Source organism: Mycobacterium sp. DHQP2018-32-09, assembly GCF_058148405.1.
Genome location: NZ_JBYVYK010000003.1, coordinates 56,050 through 78,771, shown reverse-complemented (window position 1 = coordinate 78,771; position 22,722 = coordinate 56,050). Strand labels below are relative to the sequence as shown.

Genomic DNA, 22,722 nt, shown 5'->3' with positions numbered 1-22,722 from the left:
ATAGAGTCAATCCGGTTACACTGGTTCCGTTACGCACGTCACTAAAGTGGGTTCCATGATTGACAAGCCATGCCGAGGGCTGCGCAAGGACGCGGAGCGCAATCGGCGGCGCGTGCTCGAGGCCGCGCGTGAGTTGTTCGCCGAGAAGGGACTCGAGGCGACGCTCAACGACGTCGCGCACCACGCGGGCGTGGGCGTCGGCACGGTCTATCGCCGGTTCGCCACCAAGGAGGAGCTACTGGAGGCGATCTTCGAGGACGGCATTGACCAGGTGGCGTGTCTCGCCGAAGCCGCACTGCGCGTGGAGAATTCGTGGGACGGTTTCGTCTGGTTCGCCGAGCATCTGTGCGAGCTGACGGCGACCGACCGGGGCCTGCGCCAGATGGTGTACAGCACCGCGTACGGCGGTTACCGCGTCGAGTGCGCGCGCGAACGCCTCGACCCGTCGGTGTCCAAACTGCTGGAACGCGCGCGCGACGACGGCTATCTGCGACCCGACGTCGAACCCACCGACATGCCGATCCTCGGCATGCTGGCGGGCACGGTGAGCGAGTGGGCCGGCCACGTCGAACCCCAGCTGTGGCGGCGCTATCTGGCGCTGCTGATCGACGGTATGCGCTACCGGGACGGCCAAGAGCCCATCCCGGTCGCCGGTCTCGACCACGAGCAGATGGACACGGCCATGCGCGGCTGGCAGCCGGCGGGCTGAGCCGCGCCGAACGTCAGGACTCGCAGGCGATGCCGTCCTTGTCGCGATCACCCTTGTCCCAGTAGTCCGGATCACCCTGCGGGATGTCGTAGCGCCCGTCGGCGTGGGCCTCGCTGCAGTTGCGGTACGGACCGCCGGCCGACGCCACCGGCGCGACTCCCACGGCAACCGCCCCGACGGCGAGCACGGCGACGAAAAGGCGAACGAGCATGGACCACCCCTGACGTAGAATGCGCCTGGCATCCCCCGGGCGTCTGGCAAAGCCTAGAACCGCGTTGAGCATGATCGCAAGCGAATCAGCTAAAACTGCCCTGCGTGTCAACGGAGTCCCCGGCAAGCGGTGGACGCGGCGTCGCGCAGAGCTTCACCGGGTGCGCCGGCGCATGCCGCGGCAAAGACGGGCGTCAGGTCCCCAGCTCGTCGCGGCGCTGGGCCGCCCCTTCGTGGGACACCAGCTCCACCACGTCGCCGACGTCCACCGTGACGACGTCCTCGCCACCGTCGGACTCGAACGGCACCCGAAGCAGCCCGTGCACGTCGGCCGTGTCGACGAACGTGTGCGCCCTGGCATAGAGGGGGGCGACGTCGAACACCCGCACGCGGAGCACCTCACGGCGCAACGTCCCCAGTTCGCGACCGGATTCCGGGTCGGTGATCACCTGGCCGTCGTCGGCGTATACCGCGAACACCATGCCCGCGACCACGCCCGCGTGGGCGCCGCGGTTGATCACCAGCGTGTAGTCGTCCTCGACGAGCGCCACCCGACCGTTCACGATGCCGCCAGCGAATTGCCTTCTCGCAACGAGCGATTGGCGGCACCTGCTCGAATACGGGGGCGAAGGAACTGCTCGTCGACGGCGGCGGGCAGCTCCGCGTCGCGCGCCGGATCGGCCTCCGTGCCGAGCGCGAACTCCACGGCGGTCTTGGCCTGGAACAGCGCGACGATGGCGTGCTGGTGGCGTTCGGTTCCCAGCGCCTCGAGCACCACCGCGAGCTTGCGGTCGACGTACTCCACCGAGCGGCGCATGTCCGAGGGAGGCAGGGCCGGAGCATCGGCAGCCGCCTGCGCCCCGGCCGGTTCGGCGGCCTGTCCGAGATACCAGCGGTGCCACAGCACGCCGAGACCCAGCGAGCACACCGGAACCACCACCACCGCGCACGCGAGGGCCACGGTGCCGTGTGCGGCGACCGACCCGACGACGCCCAGCAGGGCGAGCACACCCAGGATCAGCGCCAAGCGCACGGTCGCCGGTACCGCACCGATGCCGCGCCACGCCTGCCCGACGAGCTGGCCGATGCCGCGGCAGGCTCCGCCGATCAGACTGGCCGCGCCCGCGATGATGCGCCCGAAGGCGTTGCCCGCCTTGACGACTGCGCGGCCGACCTCGTCGGCCTGTTCGCGGGTGACAGGCGAGGATGGCGTCGACCACTTCCAGCGTTTGGCGGGGGGCGTCGTCGGTGGCGCGGGGGCGGGCTCGGGCACGTCTGGCCCGGACGATTCCGACGGTTCCGACGGTTCCGACGCGGCAGGCGCCGGAGGCGATGCCTGCGTGGCCGCGGCAGGCGCCTCGACGTCGTCGGTCCGCTCCTCACTGGTCACATTCGCCTCAGAAGTCACAGATGCATCATGGCCGACGCGACGCGCTTCGCCACGTCGGCACGCCGAGCCGCAGCCAAGCCGTCGAGCTACGGCTCCGCGCCAATCAGGACGTCAATCGTCGCTCCTTTGGGCCGAGCCCTCCCCCGCCCCGGCGGGCTTGGCCGCCCCGGCGGAGGTGGCCGACTTCGCCGCGGTGCCGCCCTGCTGCGTCTTCTTCGGGGCCTTCGGCGCGGCGGCAGTCTTGGAACCACCATTGCGTTCGGTGCGCGCCGCCTTCTTGGCGTCGACGGTGTCTGCCGCCGGCGACCCGTCCGCAGCGGTCCCGGCGTCGGTGTCGGTGCCGGTGCCGGTGCCGGTGCCGGGGGACTCGCGGTCCGGCGTCGTCGCGGGCCGGTCCACCACCTGCGCATCGCCCTCGGGCGAATCGGCGACTGCCGTCGCGACCGGCGCTTCGGGGGCGCCCTGCACCGGTGCGGCAGTCCGGCTGTCGACGGCCGGCTGCACGGCAGCGGTCACCGACGTCACGGCGGGCTTGGCCGCAGACGTGGGTTCGGTCACCGCCGGTGCAGCCGAAAGACTCGCGGGCGTACCCGGATTCGGGAGCGGCGCGGGCACCGCATTACCCAAGACGAGTTGACCGCCACTGACGAAGTGCGGCCCCATGGTGGGCGTCAGGTAGGAGTAGCCGTACGCGACGATCGGCATGAGCATCTTGTCGATCTCGTCGACCACCCAGCCGGGGATGCCGAGTTGACGCAACGGACGCGTGATGGGCAGCTCGCTGCGAGGCACCATGTACGTCTTCGTGGTGCCGCCCGCCTGGCTGGTGACCTCCGACATCAGCACGGCATCGTCCAGGCTGTCGAGCGCGGTCCGGGAGTGATCGTTGGTGCCGTTGACGGTGTAGACGGCGCCCATGATCGCGTTGACCACGGCGATGGCGTTCCACGGTCGGTCGGGCGCGATGGCCCAGCCGTCCCACTGCTCGTTGACCACGACGACGTCGTACTTGCTCTCGGGCACGGGCCGGAACGTCTGCCCGATGAACGGGATCGTCAGACCTCGCAGGTACATGTCGCCGACCCCGCGCTGCATGTCCCCGAAGACGTAGAAGGTGACGTCCTTCGGGTCGGGCGCGTCCGTGGCGGTGCGCAGGTAGTCGAGTTCGCGCTCGATCACCAGCGTGCCCTCGCTGAGACCGACCACGTGGACGGGTTCACCGTTGGCTGCGGCGATTTCGCGCAGCAGGGTCGCGTGCAGCAATTGCTGACCCACCGCGGTGGACTGGTCGACGGTCAGCGCTCCCCACCCCGAGACGACGCCGAGCTGCGCGGGGTACTCCAGCGGTACCGGCAGGGTGCCGGGCAGCCAGTTCTCGCCCGCCTGCGAGGCGAACTGCAGCCAAGCCTGCTGGGTGAACCCGTTCAGGGCCATGACCTGGTCGACGACGGGCCACTGACTGGGGCGGCCGCCGTTGATGCCGATGCGGGTTGCGGCGGCCGCGAGCACACCCGGGGCGGCGACCGCGAGAACGCTGGCCAGCACCACCGCCGCCAGCCAACGCCGCGTGGACGGCACGGTCGCGCGGATGCGCGGCAACCACCGCGCACTCGAAGGAACATCGAATGATCGCGCCACGCCAACTCCCACCCTGCCGCTCGTCGGACAGCTCACCGACGCCGCCGCGAGCACGAACCCGCAGTGCACGGCGTCGCGCCTCGATGCACGGCTCCGCTCCCCCGAAAGCTGCCAACCAGACCCCATTGACGCAGGGAATGATAGCGGCTTCGCCGCAGCAAAACCGCGCAACCTGGGAAGTGGCTGAGTCCGCTACCCGCATCCGCCCCGCCGCGACCCGAAGGTCGTTGCACATGCGCACACTCGCGACCGTCTGGCAAACTCTGCGAGAACGGTCAGTTCAGCTGGACCACCAGCGCATACCCGTCGTTGTCACCGGTGGTGTAGGTGGCGGTGTCGTAGGCGTTGCTCAACGGCACGGCACCGACGAGCGTCGCGCCGCTGCGCACCAGCCCCTCCGCCAACTCGTTGCGGGCGGCGTTGTAGGAGACGTACACGTGGGTCAGCAGTAGACCGTTGAAGCCGAGTTGCTCGCGGCTCACCGCGATGGTCCACACGTAGCCCGCAGCGGTCTCCAGCGGATCCGGCCCGAATGCGCGCGCGTGGTCGTCGGGTAGTAGGAAGAAGTTGTTGGAGAACGCGTCCAGCACGCCGCTGGGCTGTTGGCCGTAGGTGATGCCGTCGATGACGCCGCCGAATCCCGTGGTGTGGATGGCCATGGCGGGGAATCCGGCTGCCGTCATCCAGACGTTGAGCCGCTGGGCGGCGTCGGCCGGGGTCGACGCGACGGGGTCGACGATCACGACGTTGACCGGTTCGAGCAGCGTCCTGCCGTCGAGGCGCTGGTTGCCGTAGGTGGCGATCTGGCGGTTGGGCTCCAACAACCACTTCCCGATGTCGCCGAAGGGGGTGGTGACGACGTCCGTCGGCGACGGGGTGCCGATGCCACTGGACCGCGGCAGTGTTCCGGTGAGCGGGTCCGGCGTCGGCGCCAGCACCGTGCCGATGACCGGCAGCCCCAGGGCGATCTCGACGTGGCGGACCACCTCGATCGCCAGCAGGTGCAGTGGGCTGCCGGGCAGGATGCGCGGGTTCGGCAGCAGCAGGGTGTTCACGATGTTCGCGGCCTGCGCGGCGAAGTCGTGGATGGGGTTGCCGGGGAACGGCGGCAGGTCCGGGAAGACCGCAGGCGGTGGGCTGACCACGACGGCCGTCGTGGCGGGTGCGCCGACGGCGACGACGGCGGGCGACGCTCTGGGGATCGATTGCGCCGCTTCGGCTTTGGGGCCGCGGTCGGAGACCGTGTCGCGTTGCTCGGCGGTGGCCGTCTGGGCGGTGGCCGTCTGGGCGGTGGCCGTCTGGGCGGCCGCCGGGGAGGCGTTCGTCGTCCCGGATGCGTCAACCTTGGTCGAGGGCTTGCCGTGGACGGTACGGGCGGCCACCTTCATCTCGGAGGTGACCGCGACCGGCGTCGAGGCCGCGCTCGAGGTTGCGCTCGAGGTTGCGGAGGCGTCCTCGGCCGACTGCGCGGCGGCCCCGGCGGTGGGCCGACCGCTCGCCTCGGAGGCGTCCTCGGTGGCCGGGGTGCCCGTCGCCGTCCCGTTGGCGACCGGGCCCTTGGTCGTCGCGCCGCTCGCCGCGGAGTCCTTGGTTGCCGACGCGCTGCCGGTTGCCGACGCGCTGTCGGCCGACGACGCGCTGCTGGTGGCCGCCGACGCACCGTCGGTGTCCTCGGCATGGGCGACGCCCGCACCGCTGACGAGCGCCGCACCGACGCCGAGCGTGATGGCGCCTGCGCCCAGCCACGCGTAGGCGGTGCGTGGTTCGCGCGGCGCGCGGTGCCTGCCCGGGCCGCCCCTGCGGCGTTGCGCACGGCCGTGCACCGCGTGTCCACCAGCCATTGCTCCACCCCTCGCGCCGTTGTGGCCCCGCGGTAGTCATACCACGTTCGGACGCGTATCGGAACGGCCGGGGGGTTTGCTGACGACCACGCACACCCGCGTGGTCACCGCCCGTTGCGCGAGGTCAGTCGTTGCCGCGGGGCGGCAGGTCCACGGCGACGCCGCCGCTGTCGTGTTCGGGTCCGGCGGCCGGGTGCTCGGCAGGAACGCGCTCGCGGAAGCGCTGCGCCTCACTGGTGCCCGAGGGCGACGATCCGCGATCGGGGCTGCGGTACGGCCCCGGCTTGGGGCGCGGCGTCCCTCCGGGGAACGCCAACCGGAAGATCGTGCGGTGCACGGTGAACCACTGCTTGCCGAACGGTCCCGTGTTGTAGGGCAATTCGTAGCGCTCGCAGATGTCCTTGATCTTGGGCGCGATCTCGGCGTACCGACTGCTGGGCATGTCGGGGAACAGGTGATGCTCCACCTGGTAGCCCAAGTTGCCGCTCATGACGTGAAACAGCGGGCTGCCCTCGATGTTCGCCGCGCCCACCAGCTGGCGGACGTACCAGCCGCCGCGCGTCTCGCCCTCCACCTCCTCCGGGGTGAAGGTGTACGTCTGATCCGGGAAGTGGCCGCAGAAGATGATGGCGTGCGCCCACACGTTGCGGATCAGGTTGGCCACCGCGTCGGCGCCGAGCGTCCGCAAGTAGGTGCTCTCGACCCCCGAGAACCGGTCGAGCGCACTCGCCACGGCTCCCACGCGGCGGTTGCCGGTGATGCGACGCAGGCGGTTGCCCACGCGCGAATGGCGGGGCTGGGCAACGCGATCACCGAGTGCCAGCTTGGCCAGCGCGAAGGCACCTGCGCTCACCACCGGCCACCCGATGTAGTCCTTGACGATCTGCTGGCGGGCCTTGCCGCGGATTTCCTTGAAGTCGTCCTTGAGGTCGGCGAACGTCTTCTGGCCCCGGAACAGCGCCTCGACGTCGGTGTCGTGTACGGCGACACCCCACTCGAACAGGATGGTCAGCAGGAAGTTGTAGAACGGCTGACCCAGGTTGCCCGGACGCCACTTCTGGTTCGGGTCGATGCGCATGATCTCGTAGCCGAGATCCTTGTCCTTGCCGAGGATGTTCGTATACGTGTGGTGGATGTAGTTGTGCGAGTGCTTCCACGCCTTGGCGCTCGACGCGGTGTCCCAGTCCCACACCGAGGAGTGCACGTCGGGATCGTTCATCCAATCCCATTGTCCGTGCAGGATGTTGTGCCCCAGTTCCATGTTCTCCAGGATCTTCGCGACGCTCAGGCAGGCCGTACCGAGCACCAGCGCGGTGCGCGAACGCGAGGCCAGCAGCAGCACACGACCCGCGACCACGATCTGGCGCTGCGCCGAGATCACCGCCTTGATGTAGTGCCGATCGCGATCTCCCAGTTCGGCGAACACCTCGTCGTGGATGGCGTCGAATTCCTTGGCGAGCTTCTCCAACTCCTGCTCGCTCAAGCGGGCCAGTGGGCTCTCGATGGTGGTCATGGCGGCTGTTCCTCCTCAGAGTTCGATCTCGACGTCGCCTTCGGCGGCGTGAATGCAGATGCGGACGTCGCCGCCCGTGGGTTCGCTGATTTCGCCGGAGCGCAGGTCGCGCACCTTGCCGGACTTCACCGTGCCGGTGCACGTGTGGCAGATGCCGATGCGGCAACCGAAGGCGAGGTTGAGTCCCGCTTGTTCGCCGGCTTCGAGAATGGGTGTGCCGCCGTCACATTCGGCGGTGGTTTCGCTGTCGAGGAAGGTGACGGTGCCGCCCTCACCGGCGCCGGCGTTGCCTCCGATCTTCGGTTGGAATCGCTCGTAGTGCAGTCGGTCCGGGTCGCCGTGCTCCTCCCAGTGGGCGATCAAGTCGTCGAGCAGTTCGCCTGGCCCCGAGCAGAACGCCTCGCGCTGCTGCCAGTCCGGGCACAGGTCGTCGAGTTCCTTCGGCGTGAACCTGCCACGCTCGGCGGTCATCCGCAGGTCGAGGCGCACCCCGTCGTGACGGCGCTCCAGGTCTTCGAGTTCGGGCAGGAACATCACCTGCTCGCGGCTGCGGTCGGAGTGCAGCACCACGACGTCGCGCAGTTCGTCGCGATGGTCGAGGCTGCGCAGCATGCTGATGATGGGCGTGATGCCGCTGCCGGCGCTGATGAACAGCATCTTGGCCGGCAGCGTCTCCGGCAACGTGAACTCGCCCTCGACCTCGCCGAGGCGCACCAGCGCTCCGGGTTGGATGCGCTCGACGAGATGGGGTGACACCACGCCGGTGTCGACCTTCTTGGGGGTGACGCTGATCAGGCCGTCCTCCGGCTGCGGATCGGACGTCAGGGAGTAGGCGCGCCAGTGATAGCGCCCGTCGATCACGAGCCCCAGGCGGACGTACTGACCGGGCAGGTGCCCCGGCCACTCGTAGCTCGGCCGGATGAGGACGCTCGCGGCCTCGGACCCGCGCGGTTCGACGCGTTCGACCTTGCCGCGCAACTCCTTCGTGGTCCACAGCGGGTTGATCATCTCGAGGTAGTCGTCGGGCTTGAGCGGTTTGAACAAGTGCCGGACCGCCCGCAGCAGCAGCCGGCGTCCGCGTGGCACGGGTGGTGGAGCGCCGCGTTCGGCCATGTCCCGACTCCGTCCCGTGACGCGGGGGTGTGAGCCGCGCCACTATCGATCGCCGGGGGTATTACCAACGAGTAGGGACCTGAAACACGTCTGAAAGGTTCTTCTAGCTGAGTTCCAGCTGAGACACTCGGCTCATGGTCAGACGCAGGTCGCGCTCGAACGCGGTGCCGGCCGACGTCGTCCAGGCGGCGCTGCGTTCGGCGGAGCGGCTGGGCCGCGACGTCGCCGACGTCCCCATCGTGGTGATCGCGCACGCGCTCGGAGTCTCACGAAGCACCCTGCTGCGACAACTCGGCGGCTCTCGCCAGACGTTGGACGACGCGGTACGCGACGTGGGCGTGGACCCCGGCGGCCGACCCCCGGTGCGGCTGCGCGCGGTCGCCGCGGCGGGTACGCTGATCGGCCGCGGCGGCGTGGCGGCGGCGACCTTCGAAGCGGTTGCCGCGGAGGCGGATTGCTCGCTCCCCAGCCTGTACGCCACGTTCGGTGGTCGCGAGGAACTGTTGCGCGCCGTGTACGACCGGTACGTGCCGGTGCTCGACGTCGGCGATCTCGTCGGAGCCGCCCGCGGCGCCGATCTCACCGATACCGTCACCAACGTCTACCGCGGGTTGGCCGAACTGTGCTTCCGTGAGCCTCGCGTGCTGCCCGCCGTGCTCACCGAGGCGCTGGCGCGGCCGGCGGGTCCGAGTGCCGGCGTGCTGGTGGAGCACGGAGCGCTGCGGATGATCGACGTGCTGGGTCGCTGGCTCGACGACGAGGTGGCCGCAGGTCGCGTGCGCCCACTCCCCCGGCCCGTGCTCATCCAGCAGTTCATCAGTCCCGTCCTGGTGCACGCCGTCATGCGTCCCGGCCTGACCAACTTTCCGTCGGTGACGCTGCCCGACCCGCAGGAGAGCTGCGGCTTGTTCGCGCGAGCCTTCGTCGCGGGGGTCGCCGTCTGATGCACCGTTGACATGAGCGTCCGGTACGGGTGACGCTGCTCACGATCGATCGTCGATGTGATGGAGCCGGCTGCCGCCGGCGGCGGCGACCGGCATGGGGGGTTGTCGTGGGGACGGTCGGGCGCGGGGAAGCACGGACGACCACCCGGTCGTGGCGGTACGGCCTGGCGGCGGCCGCGGTGTGCGCCGGCCTGGTGGTCGCGCCCGTGCACGGCGTGGCCTGGGCGGACCAGACGGGTGGCACCAGCGCTACCGGTACGTCGGATGCGTCCTCGCCGGGCACCTCCGGCACGTCCGGAAGCGCGGGCAAGCCGGGCACGTCGCCGTCGAGCCGCGCCAACGCGAAGGACTCCGCCGCCAGGCCGAAGGGTGCGGCACCGAGCCGGTCCGGCGCCACGTCCGCATCCGCCTCGTCCGGGGTCAAGGAGCGTCCCACCCGCGAGCGGACCACCGCGCCGGACACGTCCCAGCCGACACCCTCGCGGCCGGATTCCGCGGGGCCGGATTCCGCGGCGCCGGATTCCGCGGGGCCGGATTCCGCGGGGCCGGATTCCGCGGGGCCGGATTCCGCGGGGCCGGATTCCGCGGGGCCGGATTCCGCGGGGCCGGATTCCAGCCAGCCCCACGCCGCGCCGCCCGACGTCGCCCAGCCCGAGGTCACCCAGCCCGAAGCCGACCAACCCGCGGTCACGCCACCCGCGGCGACCCCGCTCCCATCTGCCACCCCCGAGCCGACACCCGTCATGGTCCCCGGCACGCCGAAGGTGGTTCGTTCCAACGACGTTCCCTCCCCCGCGCGAACCGATGTCGTGCGGTCGCTCGCCAGCGCGGCTCGCGCCGCCGCCAGTGACCGCACCGCCAGTGACGATGCCGTCGGGGCCCCCGCCGAGGCCGGGGCCGTCACCACGCTCTCCCCGGCCACGTCGCAGACCGCGTCGGCGCCTAGCGTCGCCGTCCAACTCGAGGTCGCCGCGGCGCGCGCCCTGACGCCCACTCCGCCGCAACCGCTTTCGCCCATCGCCGCCCTGATCGAGCTGCCCGGCCGCATCGTCAACGCAGTCCTGCAGTTCCTGGACTTCACGACGGCGGCGGGCACCACCAGCCCCTTCCACATCGCCCCGATCAACGACCTGATCTTCGGCGCGTTCCGCGAGATCGAACGTCTGGCGGGTCTGCAGCAGGCCCCGGCCGTGCAGCCGGCGCTACCCACCATGACCTACACCGGGCCCACCGACGCGCCGTCACCCACGGTGGCGCAGTTCCTCGATGCCTCGACGGCTGCCTATGGGTGGGGCACGACGCCCGGTGGCATGGTCCCGTTCACCGTCAACGGGTTTCAGCTGCAGTCCACCAACGTCTGGTCCGGCATGTCGGCCAAGACGTGGGTGACGCCGCAGGGGCAGGTGATCATCGCCTACCAGGGCACCACGGGCGGGACGAACCTTCTGGTCAACCCGTTGATCGCGCTGACGCAGCTGGCGGCCGATCTGCAGGTGGTGCTGACCAATACGACGCCGTTGGCGTTCTACGACGCACTGGGATTCGCGCAGCAGGTGCAGCGGGAGGCCGCGCTGCAGGGCTACGCGGCCGACGACGTCTTCGTCACCGGCCACTCCCTGGGCGGCTGGGAGGCCCAATTCGTCGCGCAGCAGACCGGTTTGGCGGGCATCGGCTTCGAGTCGCCCGGCCTGAACACGACGGTGCCGGGCAACGGCGCCGATGCCAACTTCGTCAACGTCGCCCTGTGGGGCAGCCCGGTCGCGTTCATGTCCACCGATCTGCCGGGGTTGCAACCCTTCTTCCCGGCCTACGTACCGGGCGGCGGCATCAAACCGCACTACGGGCCGATCGTGACCATCGGCGACCGCGCGGCGATGAACCCGTTGGTCAACTCCGCCGCCCTGTGGGGTCAGAGCCCCATCGGCGGGCTGATCTTCGCCTTGGACTTCTTCGGCAACTTCTTCCAGTACCACCTGATGGGCGTACAGGCCTATCACCTCGACGTCGATCCGGATCCCGGCGTGGTGCCGTGGCTGGGCACGTCGCAGGGCACGGTGCACACCGGCTACGGCGCGCTGACCATCCAGCAGCTGCTCGCGGCTGCGTCCGGCGACGGGATCCTCGTCCGGCCGTGAGACGGCCCGTCAGGAACTCGGTGGCGGGGTGACGTGGCGGTCGCCGCCATTGCGTTCCTGCCATTGGGCGTAGACGTCGAGGGCGTCGTTGCGCCGGTCGTACCGCATGGGCAGCCGGCGATCCTGCCACTGCTTGCCGAACTCGTCGTAGAAGCTGCTCAGCTCGAAGTACTTGCGGTCGTCCACGTAGTGCGGCTCGTACTCCTCGCGGGTGGTCAGGAACACCACCTCGTCGGGTGAGCAGTAGTACAGGGCGCCAAGGCACATCGGGCACGGGTGGGCCAGCACGTAGATGGTGGCGCCGACGAGGTGCTCGGTACCCAGGCGGGTGCAGGCGTCTCGGATGGCGAGGATCTCGGCGTGCGCAGTGGGGTCGCTGGTCTGGCTGACCTTGTTCGCGCTCTCCGCGAGCACCTCGCCGTTGCGCACGATCACCGTCGCGAACGGGCGCCCACCCTCCTCGACGTTGCGGCGGGCCAAGTCGATGGTGCGTTGCGCGAAGTCGGTCACCTCGCCGATGCTAGTTGCCGGGGCCCTCAGCTCGCGGACAGCTGCCGCCAGGTGCGCACCAGGTGCCCGAACTCCTTGACCTGGACCAGCACGTGGTCGCGAGCCGCGTTCTCGGCGGCCCCGGCGTCACCATGGGCGATGGCGTCGGCGATGACGCGATGTTCGGCAAGGGAGCGACGCATCCGATCGGGCACCCGGAGCTGTAGGCGCCGGTAGGGCTGCAGCACCCGCTTCAGGGCGTGGGCCTGCTGACGCAGGTAGTCGTTGCCGCACGAGTCGTAGACGACGCCGTGGAAGCGGGCGTTGGCGTAGTAGTAGGCGTCCGCGTCTCCTTCGACCGCATGCTGCTCGCACTCCCGCAGAGCGGATTCGAGATCCGCCAACGCCTCTCGCTCGATGCGGCCGGCCGACAGCCGGGCCGCCATGCCTTCGAGTTCGGCCATGACCTCGAAGCGTTCGGCCACTTCCGAGATGCTCAGCTCGGTGACGTACGTGCCTTGCTTGGGTCGGATCTGCACCAGCCCAGAGCGTTCCAGCGCCTGCAGCGCCTCCCGGATCGGGGTGCGGGAACAGCCGAACTCCTTCTCCAGCTGGGCCGGATCCAGACGCTCACCGGGCCGGTAGTGGCCGTCGACGACCGCGTTCTCCAGCGCGTCCCGCACCCGCTGCGACTCGGGGACTCGAACCATGCGCCACCTCCTCGGCTCAGATTAACCGCCCCCGGGGGTGGTGCAGCTCACTTTTATCCGTTACGGTCGCTGTTATATATATCACCGCCCAGCATGGATATAGCGCCCGTCACATCGGTGACGACGCGCTCCGCGCTTCGGAAGGGACACCCATGGAATGCGTTGCCAGCCGGTCACTGACCGAGCTGCTCGCCGCGTGCGAGACCCTGATGAGCGACGTCGGCGAAGCCTCCCTCCGTGCGATCGCAAAGACCGCGCTGAGCGCCTACGCCGATCTCGACGACGACGCCACGCTGCACTTCTTCCGCCACGTCACCACCGCCTACGACGTCGACGCCGACCGCGTCCGCGCCGCGTTCCGACAGTGGGACGACGTCCGCGAATCCGGCGCACCCGCCGGTGAGGAGCTGATCGGGCTGTTCAGCGCGGTCGAACCGGCCCGCCAGCAACTGCTCCGCAGGATGAACCACGCCCCCGGCGCCACGCTGGCATTGGTCGAGATGCGGTCGGACCTCCGGCGGCTGATGCGCCGCCACCCCGAACTGCGTCCGCTCGACCACGACTTCCACCACCTGCTCACGTCCTGGTTCAACCGCGGCTTCCTGCAGATGTCCGAGGTCACCTGGAACTCACCGCCGCGCTTGCGCCAACACCTGCTGCGCTATGAGAGCGTCCACCCGATGGCAGGAGATGCCGAGCTGCGCCGACGCCTGCAACCCGAGGATCGCCGCGTCTACGCGTTCTTCCATCCCGCCACCGACGACGTACCCCTGATCTTCGTCGAAGTCGCTCTGGTGCAGGGCATCCCGGATCGCATCACGCCGCTGCTGGAACCCGGCGCGCCGCTCGACCCCGCCAACGCGGACACGGCGGCGCTGTACTCGATCAACAACGCCCTCGACGGGCTGGCCGGCGTGTCGTTCGGCAGCTTCCTGATCAAGCAGGTGATCGAGCAGGTCAGCGCCGAACTGCCCCACCTGCGTCGGTTCGCCACCCTCTCCCCGATCCCCGGCTTCCGGGCCTGGCTGACCGCGCAGACCGAATCATGCTCGCTCAGCGACGAATTGGAAGCGCTGTCGCCCGAACACCTCACCTCCGACCGCGTCGCACGCGTCCGGGACCGCCTCCTGCCCGCCCTGTTCACCTATCTGACCGGAGCGCGGCGCGACGATGGACGCCCGGTCGATGCGGTCGCGCGTTTCCACCTGGGCAACGGGGCCGCCGTGTGGCGGCTGAACTGGCCGGCCAACCCGAGTCCTGCGGCCTGGCAGCAGTCGTACGGGGCGATGGTCAACTACCTCTACGAACCCAGCCAGCTCGAGCGTCGCCACGAGGAGTTCGTCCGCCGGGGCAGCGTCGCCGTCGCCGGACCCCTGCAGGACCTCGTCCACGCCCACCCCTGACCACCGCCGAGAGAGGAAGCCCGCCGATGGCGCACTACCCCACCATCTACCGAACGTTCACCGATCACGTTGCACGCCAACCCGACAAGGCCCTGTTCGAACTGCCCGAGGGACACACCGTCAGCTACCGCGACACCGCCGACATCGCGCATCGCATCGCCGCCCGCCTGCTGGCCGACGGTGTCACGCCGGGCGACCGGGTCGCCATGCAGGTGCCGAAGTCACCCGAAGCCGTCGCACTGTACTTGGCGACGCTACAGATCGGCGGCGTGTTCCTGCCGCTCAACACCGCCTACACCGGTGCCGAGATGCGGTACTTCCTCGGGGACGCACGCCCCCGGGTGCTGGTCTGTGCGCCCGACCGGCAGGCCGACTACGCGGGCCTGGCCGCCGAGACCGCCGACGGCCTCGTCGTCGAGACCCTCGGCGAATCCGGTGACGGCACCCTCCTGCGCGACGACGACCGGCACGCGGAGGTCTTCGCCGCCGACGCGGCCGATCCCGCGGCCATCCTGTACACCTCCGGCACCACCGGCCGTTCCAAGGGCGCGGTGCTCACCCACGGCAACCTGGCGTCCAATTGCGAGGCACTGGTGCGGGTGTGGCAGTACACCGCCGACGACCGCCTCATCCACGCGCTGCCGATCTTTCACATCCACGGACTGTTCGTCGCGGTCAACATGACGCTGGCGGCCGGCGCGTCGATGCACTACCTGACCAAGTTCGACACGGACGCCATCGTCGATCTGCTGCCGCACGCCACCGTGTTGATGGGCGTACCGACCTTCTACACCCGGATGCTGAAGAGCCCGCGACTCGATGCCGAACGGTGCGCGCGGATGCGCCTGTTCGTCTCGGGCTCCGCGCCGCTGCTGGCCAGCGACCACGAGGCGTTCGCCGCCCGCACCGGCCACGCGATCCTCGAGCGCTACGGCATGACCGAGACCGGCATGAACACCACCAACCCGTATGACGGAGCGCGCAAACCCGGAACCGTCGGAAAGCCGCTGCCGGGCAACGAGATCCGCGTCGTCGATCGCGAAAGTGGAGCACCGCTGCCAGACGGAGAGGTCGGCATCGTCGAGGTCCGGGGGCCGAACGTGTTCTCCGGATACTGGCAGATGCCGGACAAGACGGCCGCCGAGTTCCGCCAGGACGGTTTCTTCATCACCGGCGACCTGGGCCGCATCGACGAGGACGGCTACCTCTGCATCGTCGGCCGCGACAAGGACCTGGTGATCTCCGGGGGATACAACGTCTATCCGAAGGAGATCGAGGAACTGCTCGATGCTCATCCGAAGGTGGTGGAGTCGGCCGTCATCGGCGTGCCCCATCCGGAGTTCGGCGAGACCGTGGTGGCCGTCGTCGTCGCGACACCGGGTGAGACGCCCACGGACCAGGAGCTACTGGATCACGTCGCCCACGATGTGGCGCGATTCAAGCAACCCCGCGCGGTACGCGTGGTGGAAGCCCTGCCCCGAAACGTGATGGGCAAGGTGCAAAAGGCCGAACTGCGAAAGCGCTATGCCGATCTGTTCGACGGCGTGGACGCCTGAATCCGACTGAGGAGTACGTGATGGTGATTTACGGAGTGGCGGCGTTGGCGCTCTGCATGCTGGCGGGCACGGCCGTCGGGGAGCTGCTCGGCGTCGCGCTGGGGGTGGACGCGAACGTCGGAGGAGTCGGATTCGCGATGATCATGCTGATCCTCGCCACCGACTGGCTGCGCCGAAAGGGCAAGTTTCCCAAGGCAACCGAGCAGGGCGTGCTGTTCTGGAGCGCGATGTACATCCCGATCGTGATCGCGATGGCATCCGTCCAGAACGTCGCCAAGGCGATCACCGGTGGCCCGATGGCCATCCTCGCGGGGTTGGGGGCGCTGACCGCCGGCGCCGTGCTCGTACCGGTGCTGACACGCATCGGCGAGCCCGCCGAACCCTTGCCCCCACTGACCGAAGAAGAGAAGCAGGAGGCCTGAGATGGAACTGCTCAGCTCGGTATTCGAGAAGAACGGCCTCCTGGTGGCCTTCGTGGTCGTCGGGGCGCTGATGCTGCTCTCGGGCTTCCTGTCGCGCACGCTGACGCGCGGCAGACTGCACGGGTCGGCCATCGCCATCATCGTCGGCCTGGCGCTGGCCTATTGGGGCGGTGTGGTGACCGGCGGTGACCACGGGCTCGCCGACTTCGCCGTGTTCTCCGGTCTCGGCCTGATGGGCGGGGCGATGCTGCGGGACTTCGCCATCGTCTCCACGGCGTTCGGCGTCGACCTCAAGGAGATCCGGCGTTCAGGCGCCGCCGGCGCGCTGTCGATCCTGCTGGGCGTGGTGGTGTCGTTCATCGTCGGCGCCGGCGTCGCCGCCGCGTTCGGCTACCGCGACGCCGAATCGTTGGCGACCATCGGCGCCGGCGCCGCCACCTACATCGTCGGTCCGGTGACCGGAACCGCGGTGGGCGCCAGCTCGGAGGTGATCGCGCTGTCGGTGGCCGCCGGCCTGGTGAAGTCGGTGGTGGTGATGGTCGGAACCCCGATGATCGCCCGATTCATCGGGTTGAACAACCCGAAATCCGCCATGGCCTACGGCGGTTTGATGGGCACGACGTCCGGGGTGGCCGGTGGTCTGGCTGCCACCGACAAGCGCCTGGTGCCCTACGGCGCGATGACCGCAACGTTCTACACCGGCATCGGCTGCCTGCTTGGCCCCTCGGTGTTCTACGTGGTGCTGCGGGCGATCGTCGGGGCGTGAGCGCGTCGGGTTGGTCGTGCGGCCGCGGCGGTCCTCTAGGCGTCTACGCCCGCGGTCGTCAGCAGCAGCGCGGCCTCGTCGTAGGGAAACGCTCGGTAGAGCAGCCGAGACCGCGGTGTGACGTGGGCGGCGGCCTCGGCCTTGCTCACCACCCGCGGGTCGACGAGAACAATGGCCCGGCCACGCTCGTGGAGCACCGTCGGTCCGCCGGCGAGCACGTTCTTCAACCAGTCGGTCTGCGGGCCGTAGCCGATGAGAATGGCGTAGCCATCGTGGGTATGGAACACCAGCAGGGGCGTGCGGTACCGCTTGCCCGATTTTCGGCCGACATGCTCGAGCGTCCCTAGGTACGGAAGCCACGGCGTGATGGCGCGAGCCACCGGGTTGGTGACTCGCTTGTTGAACTCCGCGATTCCGCGGGGCATCCGCATACGGGAAGAGTGCATGTATTTCCATGTAGTTTCGGTTGGCCCCGAAGTCTGGACCACCCCGCGGCCATCCCATCCGGGTCGCGTGGGTCCCCCGTAGCGGCCCGACAGGTGCGCACGGTGCATCACGGCCGACACCGCACCAGTCGCAGGGGACGATGAGCACCATGGTAACGGACTGCCATCGGGGTAACGTGTGCATATCGCGTTTCCGGTTCGATCACTGCCCCCGGTCTGGGACAGCAGAAGCGGGGTCTTGAGTGCGCGGGGGTCTCGCGCTTCACCCAAGGAAACCCGAATTAATGCATTAAGAGCATTGACTTTTCACGTGCTCAGAATGAGAACAAAACAACTCAATATCACGACAGAAATGTCAATCCTGGTGCGCTTTGCGCTGAAGCCGTTGGCCGCACTGTTCGCAGCTGAAGGTGGCGACGGACTTCAGAACTTTCTGCCTACGTTCGCAATTGAAGCAGCGCACCACCACCATCGGCTCGGCGATCGTCGCGGTCTGGACACTAGATCCGGCAGCCGGGGCCACAGCGGAAACAATCTTGTTCGACTTCGAGCGATTGCATCGCCAGCACAGAGTCTGGAGATTCTCTGGGGTAGACAGTCCACCGCGAGAGACAGGGACGATGTGGTCGACTTCGAGAAGAAGATGAGGCTCTGCGGCAAGCGATACGGAGCAGTTACGGCATGCGTGATTGTCACGGGCCTTGATGAAGTGTCGAAGCTTCGAAGTCATCATGGCGCGTTGTCCCGCAGCGCTTTTCTTCCAACGGATCTTCTGCGAAAGAGTCTCGACGAGTGCATCGATGACAGGCGTGTCGAGCGTGACCGTGGTCCGTTGCGAGCTGTTTCCGCCAGCGCTGACGTACTCGAAGATGTAGATGGGGTACGGAACGGTGATCGGCGACAGCTGCACTCCGACGTGCTTCATGAACTCGCCTCGGTAGTGCTTGAGGATGAACGCGGGCGGATTAACCGACTGGGTGATACTGGCCTCCCGCTGCTGGAGGTTGTAGATCGCGTCGTGCAGCCGCGAGATGCTGTCGCCGAGACTCTCCACTTCGTTCAGGTGGTACTCATCGGCCTTGATGTTGAAGTACTTCATTACGTACTTCAACGGATCGCCGCTTGCGTTGCGCACCACCTGGAGCGAGCAGTTGTGGACATTGGGCGCCTGGTAGTTCGCGACGTTCCGATCTCTGCGGTAGTTCCACTGGCTTGTGTTGTGGAACTGAGCTAGGTGTGCCTGCGAGCCGGTAGACGACGCACCGAGGGCGAACGTTCCGCGGCTGCGAATCTCCTCTGTGTAGCGGGCGAGTTCGTTGTGCTCCGCCACAAACGACGCTATCGCGTTCTTGTGGGCTAGGAACCCCTCGCTGGCGAAGTACCGCTCTTTGAGTATGTACAGAGTGAGTCGATAAATGCCGTAGCCGCCAGCCGCCAGAATGCAAACTACTGCGACGAATGTCCCGAACGATTCCATGCCGAATTTGCCCCCTCAAACTAACCATGTCTCAGATCGCGGACACTAGCAAAGGCTTCCGACAGGGAGGCCGAAGTTGCGCAATATCGATCACCCGGCTGTTTCATCGCCCTGTCCATCGCCGCCGCGAGGTGATTGGTGGGAATACGCGTTCAACGTCACCGTGGGTTGCAGTGACCTAACAGCTTCTGCACCGTCACGACCGACGCATCCGACGCCAGCGATCCGGCCGAGTGCCTCAGCGTGTGCGGCGCAATCGCCCACAAGACCCATTTTCGCTACCGCCCTGTTGAACTGCCAACGGAACCCATCGAGGGTCATCGCCTGGCCGTTCGCTTCGGGGAACAGGTACTCAGTTGGGTCGCGACCCTCGGTCCATCGGACTAATTCCGCGTTCAGCGTCGTCGTCCGGATCGGTAGGGCACGGCGTTGATGAGTTTTGGTTTCCCCCTCGACGTATCCGCGCCGCTGCACATTGGAGATCGCCTTCGACACCATCACTCGACAACGCTCGGTGTCGACATCACTGACTCGCAGAGCGATGCACTCCCGAATCTCAAACCCGTGTACGCGAGGAACAGCACCATGACCCGCATGACGCCGCACTCGTCGGCGAGCTTACTCACATGATCGTGAGTCAGCGCCAGTTCCTCGCTCTGCGGTTTGCGAGGCAACTCGATGTGCTCGCATGAACTCACCGCCAGGTACTTGGCCCGCACGGCATACGCGAGCACCTGGCGCACCACCTGGTAGGTCTGGATCACCCGCGCCGCGGGGAGTCCGGTCTGTGCGATCTCCTCGTCCTCGTCGTGCTTGGCCCGTCGCCGCGCCGCTAGCTCGGTCGCGAGCCACGTCACCCGCGTCTGCAGACCCTCGTGATCGATGTCCCGCAATCGTTCATCCCTCCACTTTGGGACGATCACGACGTCGACCAACTCTCGGTAGCCCGCGACGGTCTTCGGAGCGCGGTTCGCTTCCTTGGTGTTCATCCACGCTTCGGCGACGGCGCCGAAGGTGACGGCGGATCGGACAGGGTCGGCATAGGTGCCCGTCTCGACTCGAGCTACGAAGCCGCGTAGGTGTCGCTCGGCGTCGCCCTTCTTCGCGGAGCTCTTAGCTCGTTCGGCGCCGTCCGCCACCCACCGGGCTTGCCAGCGGTGTCCCTGCCCGCGGCAACCAGTGCACACCAGTTTCGGGCGTCGCCGTGCTTCGGATCGACACACCACACCGCGTCACCCGGCCCGGCGTCTGCGGGCCAGGCGACCTCCTCCCCCTTGCGGGCTGGACGATGCCACCGATCCTCGACCCCTGCCCGCGCTCCCCGCTTCGCCATGGCAGCGTTCTATAACGCTGCGGGCCGACTGCGGGCTGAGCCTCGCGTGTAATGGCGCGAGTCGGTATGTTGCCTGATCCGAGGTGCCCCCAGTCGGACTCGAACCGACACTGGGCGGATTTTAAGTCCGCTGCCTCTGCCAATTGGGCTATGGGGGCGTCGCGGGCATCCGCGAGCCCCTGCGACGCTACCCAATGCTCCGCCCGGCGTCGGCCCTGAGGTACGTAGACCTACGGCGTCACCGGCGCACCGCAGCGGGCGCGGAAGTCCACCGACGGCTGCCGGATGCGCTGCAGCTCGTCGCGCACCGCCGGATTCGCCGTCAGGTACTCCTGCACCTGCACCCCGATCTGGTCCCTCGGCTGCCCCTTGAGACTGGTGAAGAAGTCGTTGACCGGCGGGTTGTTCGTCAGATAGTTCGACGTGTCGAACGTGACGCCCGACATCACCCGCGCCAGTTCGGCGGCCGTGCACGGCGGCGGCACCGGCGGTGGTTCTGCCGCCGCGGTCGGCCCGCTCCCGCACACGGCGGCAATCGCGCCCGCACCCAGTGCGGCGCACGCCAACCGAGCGGCGAGCGTCCCCCGAGAACCTGCGCCTACACCTCGACTCGACATCGTGGCTCCCTCCTCGTGGTGGTCTGTCTGGCGTCTCATCGCGGTCTGATCCCTCCCCCGCCTATGCCGCCTCCCCCGCCGCCGCCCCCTCCACCGGGGCGGTCCCAGCCGGGTCGGCCGGGATCCCAGCCGATGTTGAGATCCCAATCGGTGCCGCAGTACCAATCGTTTTCACACGGGTACGGCACCACGGGCGTCGCCACCCTGGTGACGCCGTCCGGGCCACGCACGTCACCCTGCGCGCAGACCGTCGCACCGCCCGAACTCGTACAGTCCGCCGCCGCGGGCGCGGCGGGCGCCAGGAACGTCGCGGCCGCCCCCACCGCGACCCCGAGAAACACATGTCGCCGAGATGTCAGCACGACCGCCCCCTCCGCCGTCAACGCGGGCTCGACCCCCGGCCCGCGTGATCAGAGTGTGCGACACGGCGGCCGCCGATCGGACCGCATCGAAACGTTCACCGACGCGGCACTTTTCCTCGGCAAGCAACCGCAGCCGCGGCGACATCCCCCGCGCGGCGTCGAGCCGCTACATCACCGCAGGTCAGCGCAGCGCGACGACCGTTCACTCACATCAGCAGAGCAGCGACGCGCGACGAATGTCGTTCTGGAAGGCCACCAAAGTAGTTGCCATCGGCGATGATTCGATGGATCTAGTCCGCGCCGCCGGAGCCCTTCCCGGCACCACCCTTGTCGCTGCCGCCCTTGTCGGCGCCACCGGCATCGCCGCCGGCACCGTCGCCCGTCTTGGTCTTCGCCGCGCCCGGCTTGGCGCCGGCACCCTTGGAGGCGCCCACCTTCTCGGACGACGCAGCACCGGCGGTGGTGCGCGTCTTGGGTTGACCCGCCTTGGCCGGGGCATCAGACGCATCGGGCTTGGCCGTGCCGGCCTTCGGATCGTCCGCCGCGGGTGTGTCGGTGGTCGCGTCGTCGACCTTAGGCGCGTCCGCCGCAGCGGCGTCGACGCCTTCCGTCGACGGGGCGTCGATCGGCTCGGCAGCCACCGCAATGCGCTGTACCGCAGCCACTTTCGCCTCGGGCTCGGACGCGGCTTCCACGCTGGGCCCGGCCGAGACGGCGACGCTGCTGGCCGCGAGCGACGGCGACACGTTGGCCGGGTCGTCGAGGTTGATCCCGACGACGGGCGGAGTGAGCCCCGGCGGGTTGGTGCGCAGCGCCGTCGCGATCGCGTACTGCGCCCCCTCGATCCCCGAGACCACCGAGGTGCCGGCGGTACCCAACGCACCCACGAAGTCCCGCACGCCCGTGCCGATGGCGTCCACCACGTTGCTGAGGTTTCCCGACAGCACCGCGGCCACCACGTTCTGCGTGCTGACCAGCAGCGAGTTCACCAGATCCCCACCGGCAACGGCGAATCCGTTGACGACGCTCAGGAACGCCGTCGGCACCGCGACCGCCAACGCCCCCTGCACCGCGTAGGCCTTCGCCGACGGCCACACCCACATGTTCAGCAGCGGCTCGCCGATGGCCACCACCGCCTCGCGCACCGCGCCGGTGAACGTGTCGAAGGCGCCCGGCAGGTTGCCCGCCCGCACGTCGGCCAGGATCGTCGACGCCACCTCGGGGATGCCGGCGATCGACTGCACGGTGGCCACGCCGGCCTTGGTGAAGCCGTCGATGTAGTTCGCCCAGTTCTGCAGGTAGTTGTAGATCTGCGCGCGCACGATCGGCAGCGTCAGGATGTACGGGATCGAATCGGCGGTGAGCCGGACCTCGGGCGAGAACACCGGGGCCACCGCCGCGCGCACCTCGGCCGCCTTCGGCACCGCCGACCACGTCGTCACCGGTTGGATCGGGGCGATGGCCAGCGCGCTCGCGCCCACCATCGCGACTCCCGTGGCGAACCACGGCCGTGCCGCTACCTCCATGATCGACTCCCCTTCTCGACGTCGGACCGTGAGGCGATCAGCCTAATTGACGACGGCGAAAACCGGGCGGAAGTGCGTACATCCCGACGCTAGCGGTGACCGCCCCCACACCGCTGCAAAGG

At 68.6% G+C, this 22,722-nt stretch carries 22 protein-coding genes and 1 tRNA gene; 7 read left to right on the top strand and 16 right to left on the bottom strand.

The genetic code is table 11. The annotated features are described in order from the left end of the window. The first annotated feature begins 55 nt into the window (after positions 1-55). Positions 56-709 (top strand): TetR/AcrR family transcriptional regulator, encoded by a 654-nt coding sequence (locus tag AC30CM_RS02860; RefSeq protein WP_490115307.1) that lies wholly within the window; start codon positions 56-58, stop codon positions 707-709. 13 nt (positions 710-722) lie between these two features. On the opposite strand, the gene AC30CM_RS02855 is transcribed toward AC30CM_RS02860, so the two are convergent. The 7 genes from AC30CM_RS02855 to AC30CM_RS02825 form a co-directional block, all read right to left on the bottom strand. Further along, on the bottom strand, positions 723-920 hold the full coding sequence (locus tag AC30CM_RS02855; RefSeq protein WP_490115306.1) for an excalibur calcium-binding domain-containing protein: 198 nt from the start codon (positions 918-920) through the stop codon (positions 723-725). Between the two features lie 193 nt (positions 921-1,113). After that, complete coding sequence (locus AC30CM_RS02850; protein WP_490115305.1) at positions 1,114-1,482, bottom strand: hypothetical protein; 369 nt, start codon at positions 1,480-1,482, stop codon at positions 1,114-1,116. After that, the gene (locus AC30CM_RS02845) at positions 1,479-2,327 is read right to left on the bottom strand and encodes a hypothetical protein (protein ID WP_490115304.1); all 849 of its coding nucleotides are present in this window, start codon (positions 2,325-2,327) and stop codon (positions 1,479-1,481) included. Before AC30CM_RS02845 ends, AC30CM_RS02850 begins: the two co-directional genes overlap by 4 nt. 93 nt (positions 2,328-2,420) lie before the next feature. Then, positions 2,421-3,947, bottom strand: coding sequence for a PE-PPE domain-containing protein (locus AC30CM_RS02840; RefSeq protein ID WP_490115303.1), 1,527 nt, complete (start codon positions 3,945-3,947; stop codon positions 2,421-2,423). A gap of 275 nt (positions 3,948-4,222) precedes the next feature. After that, positions 4,223-5,788 (bottom strand): hypothetical protein, encoded by a 1,566-nt coding sequence (locus AC30CM_RS02835; protein ID WP_490115302.1) that lies wholly within the window; start codon positions 5,786-5,788, stop codon positions 4,223-4,225. 124 nt (positions 5,789-5,912) lie between these two features. Then, positions 5,913-7,301, bottom strand: coding sequence for a fatty acid desaturase family protein (locus AC30CM_RS02830; protein WP_490115301.1), 1,389 nt, complete (start codon positions 7,299-7,301; stop codon positions 5,913-5,915). A gap of 15 nt (positions 7,302-7,316) precedes the next feature. Then, the gene (locus AC30CM_RS02825; protein WP_490115300.1) at positions 7,317-8,414 is read right to left on the bottom strand and encodes a ferredoxin reductase; all 1,098 of its coding nucleotides are present in this window, start codon (positions 8,412-8,414) and stop codon (positions 7,317-7,319) included. A 164-nt stretch (positions 8,415-8,578) separates the two neighbouring features. Here AC30CM_RS02825 and AC30CM_RS02820 point away from each other — a divergent pair, with 164 nt between their 5' ends. Next, a complete protein-coding gene (locus AC30CM_RS02820; protein WP_490115381.1) occupies positions 8,579-9,358 on the top strand; it encodes a TetR family transcriptional regulator in 780 nt (259 codons plus the stop codon). Positions 9,359-9,465: 107 nt separating this feature from the next. Then, positions 9,466-11,493 (top strand): hypothetical protein, encoded by a 2,028-nt coding sequence (locus AC30CM_RS02815; RefSeq protein ID WP_490115299.1) that lies wholly within the window; start codon positions 9,466-9,468, stop codon positions 11,491-11,493. A 9-nt stretch (positions 11,494-11,502) separates the two neighbouring features. On the opposite strand, the gene AC30CM_RS02810 is transcribed toward AC30CM_RS02815, so the two are convergent. Then, positions 11,503-12,003, bottom strand: coding sequence for a nucleoside deaminase (locus AC30CM_RS02810; protein ID WP_490115298.1), 501 nt, complete (start codon positions 12,001-12,003; stop codon positions 11,503-11,505). A gap of 26 nt (positions 12,004-12,029) precedes the next feature. Then, on the bottom strand, positions 12,030-12,692 hold the full coding sequence (locus AC30CM_RS02805; protein ID WP_490115297.1) for a GntR family transcriptional regulator: 663 nt from the start codon (positions 12,690-12,692) through the stop codon (positions 12,030-12,032). A gap of 152 nt (positions 12,693-12,844) precedes the next feature. Here AC30CM_RS02805 and AC30CM_RS02800 point away from each other — a divergent pair, with 152 nt between their 5' ends. Genes AC30CM_RS02800 through madM form a run of 4 tightly spaced genes read left to right on the top strand, consistent with a single transcriptional unit; the run spans position 12,845 to position 16,839 of the window. Further along, positions 12,845-14,095, top strand: coding sequence for a malonyl-CoA decarboxylase domain-containing protein (locus AC30CM_RS02800; protein ID WP_490115296.1), 1,251 nt, complete (start codon positions 12,845-12,847; stop codon positions 14,093-14,095). 26 nt (positions 14,096-14,121) lie between these two features. Continuing rightward, positions 14,122-15,651 (top strand): AMP-binding protein, encoded by a 1,530-nt coding sequence (locus AC30CM_RS02795; RefSeq protein WP_490115295.1) that lies wholly within the window; start codon positions 14,122-14,124, stop codon positions 15,649-15,651. Between the two features lie 20 nt (positions 15,652-15,671). Next, positions 15,672-16,073, top strand: a complete 402-nt coding sequence (madL, locus tag AC30CM_RS02790) for a malonate transporter subunit MadL (protein ID WP_490115294.1) — start codon at positions 15,672-15,674, stop codon at positions 16,071-16,073. A 1-nt stretch (position 16,074) separates the two neighbouring features. Continuing rightward, positions 16,075-16,839 (top strand): malonate transporter subunit MadM, encoded by a 765-nt coding sequence (gene madM / locus AC30CM_RS02785; RefSeq protein WP_490115293.1) that lies wholly within the window; start codon positions 16,075-16,077, stop codon positions 16,837-16,839. 35 nt (positions 16,840-16,874) lie between these two features. Here madM and AC30CM_RS02780 read toward each other — a convergent pair whose 3' ends face one another. From AC30CM_RS02780 to AC30CM_RS02750, 7 genes are all read right to left on the bottom strand, one after another. Beyond that, on the bottom strand, positions 16,875-17,270 hold the full coding sequence (locus AC30CM_RS02780) for a nitroreductase family deazaflavin-dependent oxidoreductase (RefSeq protein ID WP_490115292.1): 396 nt from the start codon (positions 17,268-17,270) through the stop codon (positions 16,875-16,877). Positions 17,271-17,640: 370 nt separating this feature from the next. Continuing rightward, complete coding sequence (locus tag AC30CM_RS02775; protein ID WP_490115291.1) at positions 17,641-18,762, bottom strand: HNH endonuclease; 1,122 nt, start codon at positions 18,760-18,762, stop codon at positions 17,641-17,643. 90 nt (positions 18,763-18,852) lie between these two features. Then, a complete protein-coding gene (locus AC30CM_RS02770) occupies positions 18,853-19,368 on the bottom strand; it encodes a tyrosine-type recombinase/integrase (protein WP_490115290.1) in 516 nt (171 codons plus the stop codon). Continuing rightward, positions 19,260-19,901, bottom strand: coding sequence for a hypothetical protein (locus AC30CM_RS02765; protein WP_490115289.1), 642 nt, complete (start codon positions 19,899-19,901; stop codon positions 19,260-19,262). Before AC30CM_RS02765 ends, AC30CM_RS02770 begins: the two co-directional genes overlap by 109 nt. Positions 19,902-20,179: 278 nt before the next feature. After that, positions 20,180-20,253, bottom strand: a tRNA-Leu gene (locus tag AC30CM_RS02760). A 72-nt stretch (positions 20,254-20,325) separates the two neighbouring features. Beyond that, positions 20,326-20,712, bottom strand: coding sequence for a heme-binding protein (locus AC30CM_RS02755; RefSeq protein WP_490115288.1), 387 nt, complete (start codon positions 20,710-20,712; stop codon positions 20,326-20,328). A 652-nt stretch (positions 20,713-21,364) separates the two neighbouring features. Further along, the gene (locus AC30CM_RS02750; RefSeq protein ID WP_490115287.1) at positions 21,365-22,600 is read right to left on the bottom strand and encodes a hypothetical protein; all 1,236 of its coding nucleotides are present in this window, start codon (positions 22,598-22,600) and stop codon (positions 21,365-21,367) included. Positions 22,601-22,722 lie beyond the last annotated feature (122 nt).